This is a genomic window from Corynebacterium sp. HMSC05D03 (assembly GCF_001807205.1).
GTDB classification, from domain to species: domain Bacteria; phylum Actinomycetota; class Actinomycetes; order Mycobacteriales; family Mycobacteriaceae; genus Corynebacterium; species Corynebacterium aurimucosum.
Genome location: NZ_KV788191.1, coordinates 1 through 16,469, shown reverse-complemented (window position 1 = coordinate 16,469; position 16,469 = coordinate 1). Strand labels below are relative to the sequence as shown.

Here is a 16,469-nt window from a genome sequence, read left to right as displayed (position 1 = left end):
GGATTTGCGGCGTGTCGCACTAAGGGACATTTCGGGCCTAAACGACAAAACGTGTTGTTTTCCGGCGTGTCGAGTTAAACGACAGATTGTGTTGGTGGGGGTTGGGGTTTAGCGTATGTGACCTTTGTGTATTCCCATAGAGTGGTTGTAGGCAGTGTCGATGGCGCTGTCGTAGGTTGCTGGTCGGCCGTCTTCGTGGCCGCTGGTGGCTTGTGTTTCCTGGTTGGCTAGGGTTTGTGCTTTGGCGAGTGCGTCCTGGCCCCAGTTTTGCTGCCTGGCGATTTCTACGGGGTCGCCAGGCAGCTGCGTGTGTAGGTACAGCCACCAGTCACAGGCGATGCGTTGTTGCTCGTCGCGTAGTCCTCGGTGGGCGTGCATCAGTTTCTTGATTTGCGAGTTCACTCCGCCTTCCAGACTGTTGGTTGTGCGCTCTAAGCGTTGGCCTTCTTTAGCTTGGGTGAGGTAGGCAAAGAGGTGTCCGTGTTGACTCATTTTCTTCAGCTGTAGGTAGATTCCGCGGTGAACATCGTGGGTGTACCACCATTTTTTGTTGCCGCGTTTGGATTTAGGAATCTGCTCGAAAGGGACGTCTTTGACGTAAGTTTTGGCTTTGAGCTGGGCGCTAAATACAGTGCCGAATTGGTGTAGCTTGGCAGTCCATTCGGCTGCTTCATCCAGGTTGTCAACGGCTAGCAGTTCGAAGGAAAGCCGTCGCAGTGCTTTGCCCATCGGCGAGGTGGGGTGCAGGCCTGTGGCGCGTTGAATGTTGCGTTTGACGTGGACAATGCAGCGTTGAACTGGAGTATCAGGCCACAAGTGGCGTAGTGCTTTAAGTCCTCCGGAATCCCCATCACAGGTCACCAGTTGTGGTGGGGCTATCTCGTCTAGCAGGCGCATGTAAGACCAAGAGGATTCCTTAGTGCACCAGAACCAGTTGATGACATGGCAGGAGTCAGCAGCTACGACAAGGCACTTGGTGTTGAAGTAGGTGCCGTCGATGAAGATTTGGTCGTAGATTCGCTGCTTATCAACGCTTCGGGGAGGTTGGATAAGCCAAAACGTTTTGAACCGGCGTTGCAGAGTTCGTGATGAAACTCCGCAGGTCTTAGCTGTCTCTGCCAGGCTGTGGCCTGACATGAGCCAAGAGATGAAAAGGCGAAACCATTTTGCTTGAACTGCGTCGTCATTGGTGCGGGTGAAAGTGGCCTTGCAAGTGCGGCATCGCCATCGTTGGCGACCGGTACTTGTCGTTCCGTATTTGATGCATACCCCGCTACAGACAGGGCATCGAGGATGATTCTTACTCATCCTCTCATCGTGAACCTAGGCAGCTAGCACACTGGCACTTCCCCGGCGGTATTTCCGGCCCGAGGCTGGGTTATCCCTCCGGATAAGTGAAATCATCCTAATACCAGCACGCCAGACCAGCTAACCACCCAACCTCACCAACACATCCTGTCGTTTAGGCCACATTTCGTGTGGATTTAGGAGCGTCCGGCCCAGCCTTTTCTTATGCCTAAGCTGGGGTTCCATTCGCTGTCGATGTGGGTGTCGAATGTGGCAGGTCGCCCGTCTGGGTGGCCGCGGCGTTTAAGTTCTTCTTGTGCCCAGGCTGCGCGTGCGGCTTTTTCTCCTTGGCGTCCGAAGTCTTGTTGCTTGGCTAACTCCAGTGGCGCTACAGGGTCTTCGGTGTGGGTGTAGAGCCACCAGTCCATGGTGATGCGCTGATGCTCATCGAACATGCCACGATGGTTTCCGGCTAAGTCTTTGAGCTGTTTGTTGATGCCACCTTCCAGCAGGTTCGTGGTGGCTTTTAGATCCTGGGGGACACCTTCAGGCGGGGCAAAGAAGGTAAATAGGTGTCCTGCGTGTATGAGCTTCATTGAGTATGCACCAGGCAGCGTTGAACGAGTGTGGTAGGCCAGCACTGTTTGATGGCACTGGCAGCTCCTTGCCCGCCGTCGATGACGGCGATTAAAGGTGCTGGAATGGTCTTGAATTCATCCCACTTCACCACTCTTTCTCGGAGAGCTTCGTGGAATTGACGGCTGCGGATGATTTCATCGGCCCGCTTCTCAGCTATCGCGACCTTCTTGCCCCAGAGCTCCCTGGCACGCCGGCTCAACTCTCGGTCATGCTCGACCCAGCAACGAGACAGCGTGATTTGGGCGAAAGCCGCCGGTATTGAGGTTTCGGCAGTCCTGGTGATTGAGTCTTTGGCCTGGTACTTGCCGATCGTAATGGTGAGGTTTCCGGTGTACGGGTGGTCGTAGGGCTTCTTGATCCTCGCGTCCGGCCACCAGCGTAGATCTCTTTCAAGGTCTTCGAGTTCTTGCTTGGTGGGTTCTCGCTGGACAATGTCTACCCGCTCGGTAGCAGAGACAAAGTAGTCTCTATGCCCGTCGTTGAAGCCGTAGCCCGTATTTCTAGGGTTGAGAGAGCCGCGCTCGCGAGATGTCTTATGGCCGGAGTATGGAATGACATCGATCTCCTTGTACTCCCACCCACGAGCCTCGACCTCACGAAACAGCATGTGCAAGGCTCTCTTGGTACGCTTTTGGAGGTCACGAGTCGTGTTGGTGGAGTACTTCATGACCTGGCCTACGGCTGGGTGGTAGCGTTTAATCTCATCTGAAATTGGATCGCTGAGCCACTTGTCTACTGGAACGAGCGTGAGGTCGAAGAATTTCTGTGGTGCACGGTAACTGCCCTCGTTTCGGACTCGGGAGGTCACCCGCCAGGTGTCGCCGAGGAGAGAGCGTGAGGAACGGAGCCTTCTCAGGGCGTCTTTCCATCTGGCTTCTTCGTCATCGGTAGCCAAGGGTCTGGTGATGACTTGGAACTCTGCCGCCAGCAGCTCGTCGAAGAGCTGCTCGGTATCTACAGCCGGGGGAGCGGGTGGTGCGATCTTCTTTGGGATTGCGGGCCTGGTGGCGGTTGGACCTGTGGCCAGATCTCGCCGTGGAGCTCGAGACTTCACCTGAGACGAGCCGGTGAGTGCCTCTACGCCGGCGAGGACGTCCCTGCCTCGCTGCGTGATTTGAGCCTGCCACTCCTTGCCTCGCCCTTTGATCTTCACGAGGCCGTAGCTGGCCATCATGCGGGCTGAGCCCTTGTAGTAGGTTTCTGGCCAGTCGGTGTCAGGGCACCCGTCGTTGATCCGCTGCAGGACTGTCTTCTGGCGTTCAGTGAGCTCCTTCTTTGCCACAACTTCAGTATCGGCCAAGACTCCTACCTGGAGGATCGATTACGGCAATCTATCTGCATAACCGGACCACCCCTGATTACTGCGTCAATTTGAGTTAGTACGTTTGGGAACGAGTGTTCTAAAATTTCGTCAGACAGAAGCGATACTCCAGCAGTACCCGGCTACGATCAGCTTATGGCCAAGAAGAAGTCGAAAGACCAGAGCAAAGACCTTAAGCGGTTGTCGAGTGAAGCGGACCTGCCAACGATAGTGGTCGTAGCTCTGGGGGATGCTACAGCGCTCGATTTCTCACCCCTGGCGGGACAACGGAGAGTCGCGGAAGAAGTCCGCTAGGTCCGCTCAGCCTTGCTTTATGCGGGGCAGGTCGAGCTCGTGTCTCCGGCACTGTTGCACCTGAAAACTCGTTGATCTCTCTCGGTCGGGGACTGACGGGGTCATAGCACTGCTTGAGATGCATTCGGGGGAAAAGGGAGCTGACCTAGTAGGACGAAGTCAGCGTGAGATAAGTGAAGTCTTGCGGGTGTCACGCGAGTTGGCAGCTTTTCAGAAGCAGTATTCCCGCGCACAGCGACGGAATAGTCCCGAACTTCGCGAAGCTCAAAAGGTTCACGATCAGTATCTTGGTTCGGGGTACGACTCGATAGCCAGTCGGATGCGCCGGCAGTATGAGGACTCTTGGCGTAACTATGGCGGAGACGATATTGACCAAGCCCTGGACAGTGGCGCGCTGACCTTTAGCTCTTCTAGCCTATTCTTGGATGAGACGACCAGTGACTTGGACTCAGCGTATTTCACAGCCCTACTTACCAGACTCCTACAGAACCCGAGATCGCACCTACTCCTCGATGATCACATTCGCCTGTTGGCTGAAGAACTTACCCAAAATGGTGAAGCCTCCCCGTCGGACGTCGCTCTGACCAACTCTGCCCGTGCCGGGGTCTGCTCAAGATTTATCGAGCACTTACCGGTTTTCCCGATGCTTCCATGGAGAATATTCTTGAAGCTAGATCCGAACTTACAGATCTTCGTGGCCGGTACTTTAGGGGAGTGCGGCACGTCCAGGACAAGATTGCATCATCTCCACTTGAAGCAGACTTCCTGCCAGAAGTGAATGTCTACTGGCGCGACGAAGTTCACCCTACTGTGGCGGAGATGGCCAAGGCAGCGGCTCAGACTAAGGCTGCTGCTACCTGGGAAGTTTCAAGTGAAGCCCTGGCTCGATTCCTTGATGTCCCCACGATTCAGGAGGGGGTCGGAGCCCTAACGATGGGGTTGGCTGGGACTGCGTTGGCAGACCTGGCTACTGGAGGACTTTCTGCACTGGCATACAAATACGGGCTAAACGTGCATGAAATTCTAAAAGCTCGCCAGGCGAAGCGGACGCAGGACGCAGGCTCGGAATGGCAGTACTTACTCCAGCTGACGAAGCGGCTCTGACCTGGAAGCGAGCAGCTCGGAGCTCCAGGTTGGAGAGCGTAGATCTCGCTTGTAGTGCTGCGCCGATACTTGTTCAAGCCTGGCGAGACGGCCCTTGTGCTCATCGATGACTTCATCGTGGCGACTGAGTTGCTCATTCTAAGGTACTCGCTTTGCGATTTAGTTGTTCATCGTTCACATGTTCTTATTTGGGAAGCGCTTCCTGGCGAGCTGAAATCGCTACAGTGTAGCTATTGTCACAGCTTAAAGTACCTTTTCCACTCTCGCCTGTAGATCGGCTCGCCGCCCGTATGTTGGGAGACCCACTGGGCCTCCTCCTCAGTTTCACACGGCTCGGAAAAGGAATTCCAGTCTCGGTCGAAGACGATCCAGTCAACGTAGCCGTCCAGGCCTGGGTTGCGGCTCTCGGAGGCGCTCATGAGCACGACGCTACGAAGCATTACCAGGCAGGGTCGCCCCCCTGGAGTGGACGAAGTTCCACCGCTTGCGTGTTCGAACATGGCGACCTCTCCGAGAGGTGTGTGGACTCGTGGACATAGTTAACAAAACCCCAGTTCGGAGGTATAATCAAAACATTGACGACCAACCCAGGGCTGAAGCTACAGTCCGCCACTTCACACCTGACGAGGGCAGTTCCCGGCAACCATGTCGGTGGCGATCAGTAGAGTCAACTACCTAACAAGATTTAGACCACCCAGCGTGGAGGAGAAAACCGCAAGATGAGCCTGAGAGTCCAACAAGCATCAATTAACGCCGAGTCGTCGAAGGTGGTGACGTGGTAGTGGCTCTCAAGAAGTCTGATCTTTACAGCTCCCTCTGGAAGAGTGCCGATGAGCTGCGCGGCGGCATGGATGCCAGCCAGTACAAGGACTACGTCCTGACGCTCCTGTTCGTGAAGTATGTCTCGGATAAGGCCAAAAGCGACCCCTACAGTCTGATCGAGGTTCCCGAAGGTGGATCTTTCGATGACCTGGTAGCACTCAAGGGTGCTCCCGATATCGGCGAGAAGATGAACATCGCCATCCGTCGCTTGGCTGAGGAAAACGACCTGCAGGGTGTGATCAACAACGCCGACTTCGATGACCCGAACAAGCTAGGTGAAGGTAAGGCGATGCAGGATCGCCTAACGAACCTCATCAGCATCTTCCAGGACATCGACTTCACCGGTTCCCGCGCTGAAGGTGACGACCTGCTCGGGGATGCGTATGAGTACCTGATGCGGCATTTTGCGACGGAGTCCGGCAAGAGCAAGGGGCAGTTCTACACCCCGGCTGAGGTTTCCAGAATTATGGCCCAAGTGCTGGAGATCCCGAAGGATGCTCCCCGCTCTACCACCGTTTATGACCCGACTTGTGGGTCTGGATCACTCTTGATCAAGGTTGCTGACTCTGCTCCCAACGGCTTGTCGATCTATGGCCAGGAGAAGGACAACGCCACCTGGGCACTATCTCGGATGAATATGATCCTTCACGGCAACGAGACGCACGACATTCGCCAGGGAGATACGCTCTCTGATCCGAAGTTTCTCAAGGGCGAGCAGTTGCAGACCTTTGACTACTTCGTGGCCAACCCACCGTTCTCCGTAAAGACTTGGAAGAACGGCTTCGACAAGGAATATGACCGGTTCGAGGGTTTCGCTGAGCCGCCGGAGAAGAACGGCGACTATGCCTTCTTACTCCACATGGTGAAGTCGCTCAAGTCTGATGGTCGGGGAGCGGTGATTCTTCCCCACGGAGTGCTCTTCCGTGGCAACACTGAAGCCGCGATCCGTGAAGAGCTGATCCGGCGCGGCCTGATCAAGGCGATCATCGGACTGCCGGCCAACCTCTTCTACGGTACGGGAATTCCGGCCTGCATCATCGTCATCGACAAGAAGGACGCGGCAAACCGGACGGGCATCTTCATGATCGATGCCTCCAAAGGCTTTGAGAAGGACGGGCCGAAGAACCGTCTGCGTCCTCGGGATATGCGCAAGGTAATCGACACCTACCTTGCTGGCGAGGAAATTGAGCACTACGCCCGAATGGTGCCGCTCTCTGAGATCTCTGATGCGAAGAACAACTACAACCTCAACATCCCGCGCTACATCGACACCTCTGAACCGGAAGACATCCAGGACCTAGAAGCCCATCTCAAGGGTGGTATCCCGAACCGAGATCTCGATACCCTGGGTGAATACTGGGATGCTTTCCCGAAACTGCGCGGTGAGCTGTTCCGGCCTCTGCGGGAGGGATACTCCGAGCTCACCGTAGAGCCCGAGCAGGTAGCCAAGGTGATTGAGGAATCAGAGGACGCTAAGGCTTTTACCTCGACTGTTTCCAAGGCTGTTGAGGATTGGTGGGGTTCTCACCGATCTCAACTGGAGGCGATTGACTCGCAGACCAGGCCGCAGCAGCTGATTGAGGATCTTGGTGATGACTTGCTGGAGAAGTTCCGGGGTCGTCCGCTGATCAGCGAATACAGCGTATACGAGCAGCTGATGAGCTACTGGAATGACACCATGCACGATGACGTCACACTCATCGTCGGGTCCGGCTGGGTTGATGCTGCTCAACCGCGTGAAGCTCGGATCACTGGCTATGACAACAAGAAGAAGCCGAAGTACGAGGCCGCTGACCTGGTCTTCGGCACGGGTGTCAAGGCCCAGCGTTGGGTAACTGACCTGATCCCGCCGGCACTAATCATCGATCGTTATTTCGCTGAAAAGAAGGCCGAGCTTGATCGTCTCACTGCAGAACAGGAGCGCATTAGCCAGGAGCTCCTGGAGTATATCGAGGAGCACGCGGTCGAAGAAGGTCTGCTCTGGGAGGCCGTCAATGACGATGGCGGGGTCAAGGTTGGTGATGCGAGAAAGCGCCTCAAGGAAGCTAAGGCTGAGGGGGCAGAGGCGGAGGAGATTGCCGCGCTCAATCATGCCGTAAAACTGTTTGCTGCTGAGACAGCGGCAAAGAAGGCTGTGAAGGATGCCAATCTAGACCTCAACTTGAAGACTTTGGCTACCTACTCGAAGTTGGAAAAGTCGACTATTTGCGGGCTGATTATCGAGAGAAAGTGGGAAGTCACAGTACATACGAAGATCCGACTGGTTGGATTCCTTGCCACTCAACAGCTGACTAATCGACTGGAGGTACTGGGGCAGCGTTACAGCTCGACACTGGACGAACTTCAGCAAGAATCACAGGGACTTCAGTCAAAAGTCAATGAGGGTCTCGCGAAGATGGGATTCTGGAAATGACCAGTGACTGGGTAGATACCACGATCGGCGAACTAGCAGTAGTCACACGAGGCGCGTCTCCTCGCCCGATCGCTTCGGATCGCTGGTTTGATGACGCTGGAAAAGTTGGGTGGGTTCGAATTGCAGACGTAAACAGGTCAAATGGTCGGGAGCTCAAGGTGACGTCTCAACGCCTTTCCGAAGATGGGATACTGCGAAGCCGTTTTCTAGAATCAGGAACTCTGATTCTGAGCATTGCTGCATCTGTTGGAATCCCAGTTATAACACGGATTCCAGCATGTATTCATGACGGTTTTGTTGCCTTAACTTCAGTTAAGGCCGATCAGAAATTTATGCTCTATCTTCTCAAGGCTGCTGAGGGTCGTTTAAAGGAAGCCGGCCAGTCGGGTTCTCAAATGAACATTAACTCAGACATTGTGAGGGGATTGCCTGTCAGAATACCTGCAGATCTAGCCGAGCAAAAGGCGATCTCAAGTGCTCTTTGGGAGAAAGACGACCTCATTTCCTCTCTCGAGCGCCTCATCTCGAAGAAGCAGGCAATGAAGCAGGGTATGATACAGCAACTTCTTAGTGGGGCGACTAGGCTAGATGGATTTACGAGGTCCTGGGACAGAACCAGACTTGGTACGGTACTTAAGTTTCAAGTCGGATATCCTTTTCCATCTTCAGGATTCTCCAAATCTGCTTCAGGAATGAGGCTTGTCCGGAACAGGGATCTCCGCTCAAATGATTCCGTTATATTTTTTTCCGGAGTGTTCTCAGAAGATTTCATCCTTGGGGACGGTGACATTCTCGTGGGAATGGATGGTGATTTTGAACCAATCATTTGGAGAGGTGGTCCTGCGCTTCTTAACCAACGAGTGGGTCGGTTGATACTCTCACGCCACGTAAATGGCGCGTATCTATCTTATGCTTTGGAAAAGCCGCTTTTAGAAATGCAGAACTCAACCGGTGCTACTACGGTCAAGCATCTCTCGCATCGAGATGTGGAAGATTTATCCATTCCTCTGCCGCCAGTAGAAGAGCAGGAAGCTATTGCCCAGATCCTGCAGGATGCCGACCAGGAAATCGCTGCCCTTAAGCGTCGCCTCGAGTCCGCTCGCAGCATCAAGCAAGGCATGATGCAGGAACTTCTTACTGGTCGTACTCGTCTGCCTGTCGAGGAGGTAGCGTCATGAGTCTGGTCGGGCAGCGTGAGCGTGTCACGCAGGATCACGTCGTAGGCATCCTGTCCAGCCAGCTGGGCTACGAATATGTCGGGGATTGGAAGGACCGGGCTAACTCCAACGTTGAGGAAGAGCTGTTGCGCCAGAATCTGCTGGCACGTGGCTATGAAGAGGACTTGGTTCGGCGTGCCATCGAGCAGCTTCATAAGGTTGCTTCGCTGCCGGCTGGCGGTTCGCTTTACGAGGCCAACCGCAATGTCTACAGCCTGCTTCGCTACGGCGTGAAGGTAAAACGCAACGCCTCGGAAAACTTCGAGACGATCTGGCTTATCGACTGGGACAATTCGGAAGCTAACCACTTCGTGGTGGCCGAAGAGGTGTCGATCAAGGGCAAGAACACCAAGCGTCCAGATGTCGTGCTCTACGTCAATGGCATCGCTCTCGGCGTCATCGAACTCAAGCGTTCCAAGGTCAGCGTTGGGGATGGTATCCGCCAGCACCTCGGCAACCAGAAGGCAGACTTCGTTCGACCCTTCTTCACCACTGTCCAGCTGCTTTTTGCCGGTAATGATGTTGAGGGCCTACGTTACGGAGTGATTGAGACTCCGGAGAAGTATTGGCTGGAGTGGAAAGAACCAAGCGAGGTTGAGAACCATCTCGACCGTGGGTTGCTCCAGATGGCCAGCAAACAGCGCTTCCTCGAGCTGATTCATGATTTCATCGTCTTCGACTCTGGTGTGAAGAAGACAGCCCGACATAACCAATACTTCGGTGTTAAGGCTGCTCAGGAGCGTATTGCTCGTCGCGAGGGTGGTATTATTTGGCACACTCAGGGGTCAGGCAAGAGCTTGACGATGGTGTGGCTGGCGAAGTGGATCCGAGAGAACCAGCGCGAAGCGCGTGTCTTGGTGATCACCGACCGGACTGAGCTTGATGAGCAGATTGAGAAGGTCTTTGCCGGTGTCGATGAGACCATCGAGCGATCGACGTCTGGAGCAGACATGATCGGCATGCTGGACCGGAACAAGCCGTGGCTGATGTGCTCACTGGTGCATAAGTTCCGGGGTGATGACGAGAAGGACCAGGGCGACACCGAAGACTTCGTGCGTCAGCTCAAGAAACCTCTCCTTCAAGGGTTCAACCCCAAGGGCAATATCTTCGTCTTTGTCGATGAAGCTCACCGCACCCAGAGCGGCAAACTCCATAAGGCGATGAAGGAGTTGCTGCCAAACGCGATGTTCATTGGCTTTACTGGCACTCCGCTTCTCAAGAAGGACAAGGCCAAGAGCATCGAGACCTTCGGCTCGTACATCCACACCTACAAGTTCGATGAGGCCGTTGATGACGGCGTGGTGCTGGATCTGCGTTATGAGGCGCGAGATATCGAGCAACGCCTCATGAGCTCAGAACGGGTGGATGAGTGGTTCACGATTCACACTCAGGGCATGACCGACCTGACAAAACACCAGCTGAAGAAGCGCTGGGCGACGATCAAGGCAGTCGAGTCCGCAGAGCCGCGAGCTCGGCAGATCGCCGCAGACATCCTGATGGATATGGCCAGAATGCCCCGCCTGATGGATGGCCGAGGCAACGCCATGCTGGTGTGCTCAAGCGTCTACCAAGCCTGCAAATTCTACGACATCTTCAGCCATAGCGAACTGGCTGGCAAGGTTGCCATCATCACGAGCTATGAGCCGAACGCTTCCCAGATCTCGAAGGAAGACTCCGGGGCTGGCAAGAATGAGGAGATCGTCAAGTACGACATCTACCGTCGGATGCTTGCGGACTACTTTCAGACCAACGCTGATGATGCCGTCAAGCGGATTGACGAGTTCGAGAAGAGCGTCAAGGAGAAGTTCATCAAGCATCCTGGTCAGATGCGGCTGCTGATCGTGGTCGACAAGCTCCTGACTGGGTTTGATGCTCCGAGTGCAACTTATCTCTACATCGATAAGAACATGCAGGACCACGGCCTATTCCAGGCAATTTGTCGCGTGAACCGGCTTGACGGTGACGATAAGGAGTATGGCTACATCGTCGACTACCGCGACCTGTTCAAATCCCTGGAGGATGCGGTTTCTGACTACACCTCCGAAGCCTTTGCTGACTACGACGAAGAAGACGTGGAAGGTCTGCTCAAGGACCGTATTGAGCAAGAGCGCCAGGACCTGGACGAGGCTCTTGAGATGGTACGAGCCTTGTGTGAGCCGGTGGCTCCGCCGAAGGGCACGCTGCAGTACCAGCATTATTTCTGCGCGAGGGAAAGTGGCAACGCAGAGCAGCTCAAGGCCAACGAACCGAGGCGAGTGGATCTCTACAAGGGCGTGGCCAGTCTGGTCCGTGCCTATGCGAACCTGGCCAACCGGATGAGTGAGGCTGGATACTCGGAGAGTGAAGCTGCTTTCATAAGGTCCGAGGTCAAGCACTTCGTCGATGTCCGCGACGAAGTGAAGCTCGGTGCTGGCGAGAATGTTGACCTCAAGCAGTTCGAGGCCGGCATGCGCGCGCTTCTCGACACCTACATTCAGGCGGATGCATCCCGGAACCTGGCGACCTTTGACCAGGGTCTCATCCATCTCATCGTCGAGCATGGGGTCGGAGTTATCGACAAGCTACCGGAGAATATCCGGAAGGATCCAGAGGCTGCTGCCGAGACCATCGTCAACAACGTTCGCAAGACCATCGTTGACGAACAGGCGATGAACCCGAAGTACTACGAGTCGATGTCAACGCTCCTGGATGCCTTGATCGAGCAGCGGCGTGAGGCTGTTATCGACTATGAGGAGTACCTGCTGAAGCTGGTTGAGCTTACCCAGCGGATTGCTCGGGGAGAGTCGGATCAGAAGTACCCAGAATGGGCTGGCACGTCTGCGCGCCGTGCCCTGATTGACTTCGCCTGGCCGGAGGATATCGAGGTCGACTTTGAGCGGGTGTACGGCATAATCCAGCGCAATAAGGAGCACGGCTGGGCTGGCGATAAGACGAAGCAGAAGTCGCTAATGCGTACCGTCGCTCTCAATTTCCCTGGACTTTTGCAACCTGATGAGATGAAGAAGCTGCTTGAGCTCTTGGTGATGCATGATGAATTCCGCTAGTGCTTACCTCACCGTCTCCGGTCTTGATGTAGAGCTGGTCTACAAGGACATCAAGAATATGCACCTGTCGGTGTATCCACCGATGGGTCGCGTGCGCGTGGCTGCGCCCGCCCGCCTGGACGAGGACACTATCCGTCGGGCTATTATCCAGCGACTGCCGTGGATCCGGCGTGAGCGGGAGCGACTGCAGAAGGCAAAGCGCCAGAAGGAGCGGCAGATGGTTTCCGGAGAGAGCCATTACGCCTGGGGGAAGCGCTACCGCCTCGACGTCTCAAAACACAGTGGAAATCCCAAGGTGGTATTGGCCGGCGATACTCTGTGGCTCTACTCCCCGGAAGGGTCGACTCGTGATGATCGATTCGGCATTCTCGACCGCTGGTACCGACGGGAGCTCAAGGCCGCACTCCCGCCTCTGCTTGAGAAGTGGGAGGCTGCCATGGGGGTGAAAGCTAACCAGATTACGGTCAAGCGGATGAAGACCAAGTGGGGGTCGTGCAATCCTGATAGCCGTAACATCTGGTTCAACCCGGAGCTAGCAAAGAAGAATCCTCGGAGTCTGGAGTACCTGGTGGTTCATGAGCTGGCGCATCTGATCGAGAGAAGCCACAACTCTAGGTTTGTAGCGGTGATGGATCAGCACTTGCCAGACTGGACTGCTCGGCGAGATGATCTAAATGATGCCCCTCTGGCGGCAGAAGACTGGAGTGAGAGCTTTGACTATTGAAAGCGACGCCGCCGCGGCAATGTGGCTGGAGAGCGTACGGATCAAGGGATTCAGATCATGCGAGGACACGGAAGTAGCGCTTAGCCCTGATCTGACTCTTCTGGTCGGAGAGAACAATGCGGGCAAATCCAACATCATTGATGCCCTTCGCCTAGCAACGACTCCATTGAGTGGACGACGGACGAGGTATTTCGAGATTGATGACCCGTCGATCGGGGCCGACACTAACCCAGATATTGAGCTTGTTTTCGCGGACGGAGACAGCTTCCAGCAGGCATTATTCATCGGTGCGTTGGATCTCAACGCTAAGAAAATTCACCACCATGTCCGCTATTTTCCGCCAACTGATCAGTACCCGCGCGGTCGAACCGAGCGCTTGGCAGGGCCAGTTGCCTCTCCGGATCCAGAAGCTGAGGTGCGGTCGAAGATCAACCACGTTTACCTGGAGCCGCTACGCGATGCGAAGCGGGAGCTGGACTCCGCCAACGGTCGCCGTTTGGGGACGATCTTGCGCTACCTGCTCGACAAGGATGATAGGGAAGCTTTCCTGAACGAGGCTCATGCCGCTACTGAGAAGCTATCCGAAAGTAGTGCGGTCCAGGGAGTTAGCGACAAGATTCAGGGGCATCTATCCTCGCTAACCGATGCGGTGCGTGGACAACAGGTGGCGCTTGGTTTTGAACAGCCCTCGCTCGAGCATCTTGCGCGAGGTCTCCGCCTGAAGATGGCAGAGCATGGGATAGATGCAACTGACCTTGCATCATCCGGATTGGGGTACGCTAATCTCCTGTTTATGTCGACAGTCTTGCTTGAGCTACAGGAGGCTAACCAGTCCGAGCTCACTCTGCTATTGGTCGAAGAGCCAGAAGCGCACTTGCATCCGCAACTCCAAGGTGTCTTGCTCGACTTCCTCCTCGAGCAAGCTGAGAATTCTGTCTCCCAGCCAGAAGAGGGGCAGCCCGCTGGTCGGATCCAGGTTATCGCGACGACACATTCTCCGAACCTGGCCAGCTCGGTTGGACTAGAAAGAACCGTAGTCATCCGATCGACCAAGCGCGAGGGCCGTAGTAATACGGCAGCGCTAGCTCTTAAACAGGTCGAGTTCGACGATGAGAACGACCGAAGGAAAATCGACCAGTACTTGGATGTAACTCGATCTGATCTGCTGTTTACTCAGCGGGTCATCCTGGTCGAGGGAATCTCTGAGGCAGTTCTATTACCAGCACTTGCACGGCACTGTGTGTTCGACCGAAGCGATCCCGAACAGGCGAAACAACTCCGTCGTTTCAATGCCACACCTATCGTCAACCTCGGTTCTGTGGATTTCCGTCCGTACCTCACGCTGCTTCTGTATGACTTTGGTGGGGGTTTGCGGCTCGCTGACAAGGTGATCGCACTTACGGACGAAGACCCACCTCTCGAAGATCTGGAAGCCAAGAGCATCAATAGAACTGAAGACCTCGAGGATATCGCTCTCAACTTACGAGCTGACAATGTGTTGAGTGTGGAGACATCAAAGTACACACTAGAGGCAAGCTTGCTGACCAGCTCGGATGCCAACAACAACATCCTTAAGGGGGCGTTCTTGAAGCAGCATCCCCGCTCTGTTAAGAAGTGGGAGGCTATCGAGAATGCACCTGCGCCGGCGCGGGAGATGTACCGGAGACTCCAGGTCAAAAAGGATGCGGAGAATCTGTGTATCAGCAAGGGTCAGTTTGCTCACGACGTCGCAATTGCTATATCCGAGCCAGATGTGACCTTTGCGTGCCCGGATCAACTTCGAGCAGCGATTGAGGCAGCAGCCGAGGACTAGAGGTGAGAAATGACTTTTGAATTCACACCGGCCCAGCGGGCGCTCATCGAGTCGGAGTCTGGCGGCTTCTTTGAGGCCTGCCCGGGCGCTGGGAAGACACAGACCATCGTCGAGCGGTTTGCAACACGTGCGGATACAGAGAACTCGCGGCGCGGCGTCGCCTTGATTACCTTTACCAACGCCGCTGCGGAAGAAGCCCAGAGGAGGTGCTCGCACAAACCAGAACTACTCCAAGCGCCGAACTTCGTCGGAACGATTGACAGCTTTATCAATAGGTTTTTCGCGGCACCATTCTATAAGGCGAGGTTCTGCAAGACTCCTACATTCTGGGATTCCTGGAGCAGTCTTGATTCAGCAGTCGTGACGATAAAGGGACAGGCGCCAGCACCGCTGGATGACTTCATTTGTCATAATGACCGGGCGACCCTGCTGGACAAATACAGGTGGAAGTATAAACATTACCCCATCCGGGTATTGGAGTCTGCCGCGCATGCTAAATGGAAAGAACTGACCAAGGCGGGACATCTCGACGCTGACACTTCGAGACTTCTGGCGAGAATTGAGATTGAAGAGAACAGGTACGGAATCGTCGAGCTGTTGGCTACTCGATTCGAGGAGGTTATTGTCGATGAAGTCCAGGACTGTAATACTGTTGACCTTCTCGTCCTACGGACACTTCAGGAATCCGGCATCCGTTTGATCACGGTTGGGGACATTGACCAATCTATCTACGAGTTTCGAGGCACGTCGGTTGCTGAAGTACGCAATTTTGTCGATTCGAGAGACCGCCAGCCGCGAATTAACACGAACTTCCGCAGTTCGCCCGCTATCTGCAAGATCGTGGACAGTCTGCGCGAGGGCACGAGTACAGACACTGCTGGGGGTAGAGCATCCAGCTGTGAGATCCCAGTACATCTTGTCGGCTATAGAGAGACTTCGGATATTGGTCCCTCAGTCAAGGCAGTAATGGACCAGTACCAGGAACTATCTCAGCCGGTATTTCTAGCTCACAAAGGAGATAACGCAGCCCTTGCAGCAGGAGGCCGAGCAAAGAAAAAGACGTCTGCCAACAAGGTTGCAGTTCTTGCAGGGTCTTGTAACGAACTCCTTTACCCCTCCTCGACGTCGGCGCAGCGGACCCGAGCACTTATTGATATCGGTCTGTCGCTGCAGAGGTTGCACCCAGATAGAGGCCTAGCTAAGGCTAGTGAAGAGAGGTATCTCGAGAGTCTTGGGCTGACTAAGAGTGCATACCGCGAGTTATGCCTGAGGTTTGCAGTGGCAGCAGGAGATCCAACGGGGCTGTCTCGCGGCGACTTCAGAGAGAAAGTTGTCCAAGTAGCGGACAAGTTTGGAGTCGCTCTCGACCGCGACCGCACCAAGACACCTTTAGCCAATGTCTGGATCTGGGACGGGGTACCGACAGCCGAGAACCAGTATGAGCATTCAACAATTCACGGTTTTAAAGGATTGGAGACAGACTCGGTCGTACTGATAATTCCAGGAGATAATTGGACCGGGGACACGATCCGTGACTGGAGTGAAGACCAAAGTTCAGAGGCAAGAAGAGTCCTCTATGTCGGCGCGTCCAGGGCCGAGCGGCTACTTATACTGGCTGTACACAGTAGATACATAGATGCCGTGAAGGCAATATTAGAAAGAGACGCAGTCCCCCTTGCGCTATCTAGATAGAGGACCGGTCGTCTACGAAAGAAGGTCTACTCTGCTGCCTGAGCTCCAGGAGTCACGCCATAGCCGGTTAAAGATTCTTGGAAGATCTTTCTCTTACAT

At 54.8% G+C, this 16,469-nt stretch carries 10 protein-coding genes and 1 pseudogene; 7 read left to right on the top strand and 4 right to left on the bottom strand.

Translation table 11 applies throughout. The features are described 5' to 3' along the window. Positions 1–108 precede the first annotated feature (108 nt). The 3 genes and pseudogenes from HMPREF3147_RS11060 to HMPREF3147_RS11050 form a co-directional block, all read right to left on the bottom strand. Entirely contained in the window at positions 109–1,308 is a 1,200-nt protein-coding gene (locus HMPREF3147_RS11060; protein WP_070447584.1) for an IS1249 family transposase, read from the bottom strand. Positions 1,309–1,484: 176 nt separating this feature from the next. Further along, a pseudogene (locus HMPREF3147_RS11055) lies at positions 1,485–1,880 on the bottom strand (IS256 family transposase); the annotation flags it as partial. After that, entirely contained in the window at positions 1,880–3,226 is a 1,347-nt protein-coding gene (locus tag HMPREF3147_RS11050) for a hypothetical protein (protein ID WP_141740746.1), read from the bottom strand. The pseudogene HMPREF3147_RS11055 and the gene HMPREF3147_RS11050, both read right to left, overlap by 1 nt. Before the next feature lie 966 nt (positions 3,227–4,192). Here HMPREF3147_RS11050 and HMPREF3147_RS11040 point away from each other — a divergent pair. Next, positions 4,193–4,645 (top strand): hypothetical protein, encoded by a 453-nt coding sequence (locus HMPREF3147_RS11040; RefSeq protein WP_141740745.1) that lies wholly within the window; start codon positions 4,193–4,195, stop codon positions 4,643–4,645. A 236-nt stretch (positions 4,646–4,881) separates the two neighbouring features. On the opposite strand, the gene HMPREF3147_RS11035 is transcribed toward HMPREF3147_RS11040, so the two are convergent. Continuing rightward, complete coding sequence (locus HMPREF3147_RS11035; protein ID WP_070447575.1) at positions 4,882–5,085, bottom strand: hypothetical protein; 204 nt, start codon at positions 5,083–5,085, stop codon at positions 4,882–4,884. A 341-nt stretch (positions 5,086–5,426) separates the two neighbouring features. Here HMPREF3147_RS11035 and HMPREF3147_RS11030 point away from each other — a divergent pair, with 341 nt between their 5' ends. The 6 genes from HMPREF3147_RS11030 to HMPREF3147_RS11005 are packed head-to-tail and all read left to right on the top strand — an operon-like array spanning position 5,427 to position 16,370. Continuing rightward, positions 5,427–7,880: a type I restriction-modification system subunit M gene (locus tag HMPREF3147_RS11030; protein ID WP_070447683.1), complete on the top strand. Its 2,454-nt coding sequence runs from the start codon at positions 5,427–5,429 to the stop codon at positions 7,878–7,880. Then, positions 7,877–9,058, top strand: a complete 1,182-nt coding sequence (locus tag HMPREF3147_RS11025) for a restriction endonuclease subunit S (protein WP_083276498.1) — start codon at positions 7,877–7,879, stop codon at positions 9,056–9,058. Before HMPREF3147_RS11030 ends, HMPREF3147_RS11025 begins: the two co-directional genes overlap by 4 nt. Next, a complete protein-coding gene (locus HMPREF3147_RS11020; protein WP_070447568.1) occupies positions 9,055–12,141 on the top strand; it encodes a type I restriction endonuclease subunit R in 3,087 nt (1,028 codons plus the stop codon). Before HMPREF3147_RS11025 ends, HMPREF3147_RS11020 begins: the two co-directional genes overlap by 4 nt. Continuing rightward, entirely contained in the window at positions 12,128–12,865 is a 738-nt protein-coding gene (locus HMPREF3147_RS11015; RefSeq protein WP_070447565.1) for a M48 family metallopeptidase, read from the top strand. Before HMPREF3147_RS11020 ends, HMPREF3147_RS11015 begins: the two co-directional genes overlap by 14 nt. Continuing rightward, positions 12,855–14,678, top strand: a complete 1,824-nt coding sequence (locus HMPREF3147_RS11010) for an ATP-dependent nuclease (protein WP_141740743.1) — start codon at positions 12,855–12,857, stop codon at positions 14,676–14,678. The genes HMPREF3147_RS11015 and HMPREF3147_RS11010 overlap by 11 nt, the downstream gene beginning before the upstream one ends. A 9-nt stretch (positions 14,679–14,687) precedes the next feature. Then, positions 14,688–16,370 (top strand): UvrD-helicase domain-containing protein, encoded by a 1,683-nt coding sequence (locus tag HMPREF3147_RS11005; protein ID WP_070447559.1) that lies wholly within the window; start codon positions 14,688–14,690, stop codon positions 16,368–16,370. The last annotated feature ends 99 nt before the right edge of the window (positions 16,371–16,469 follow it).

Bases quoted from the DNA above. Each gene is read 5' to 3' on its own strand.
- HMPREF3147_RS11040 (WP_141740745.1), top strand. From the start codon at position 4,193: ATGGAGAATATTCTTGAAGCTAGATCCGAACTTACAGATCTTCGTGGC.
- HMPREF3147_RS11060 (WP_070447584.1), bottom strand. From the start codon at position 1,308: ATGAGTAAGAATCATCCTCGATGCCCTGTCTGTAGCGGGGTATGCATC.
- HMPREF3147_RS11020 (WP_070447568.1), top strand. From the start codon at position 9,055: ATGAGTCTGGTCGGGCAGCGTGAGCGTGTCACGCAGGATCACGTCGTA.
- HMPREF3147_RS11015 (WP_070447565.1), top strand. From the start codon at position 12,128: ATGAATTCCGCTAGTGCTTACCTCACCGTCTCCGGTCTTGATGTAGAG.
- HMPREF3147_RS11005 (WP_070447559.1), top strand. From the start codon at position 14,688: ATGACTTTTGAATTCACACCGGCCCAGCGGGCGCTCATCGAGTCGGAG.
- HMPREF3147_RS11035 (WP_070447575.1), bottom strand. From the start codon at position 5,085: ATGCTTCGTAGCGTCGTGCTCATGAGCGCCTCCGAGAGCCGCAACCCA.
- HMPREF3147_RS11025 (WP_083276498.1), top strand. From the start codon at position 7,877: ATGACCAGTGACTGGGTAGATACCACGATCGGCGAACTAGCAGTAGTC.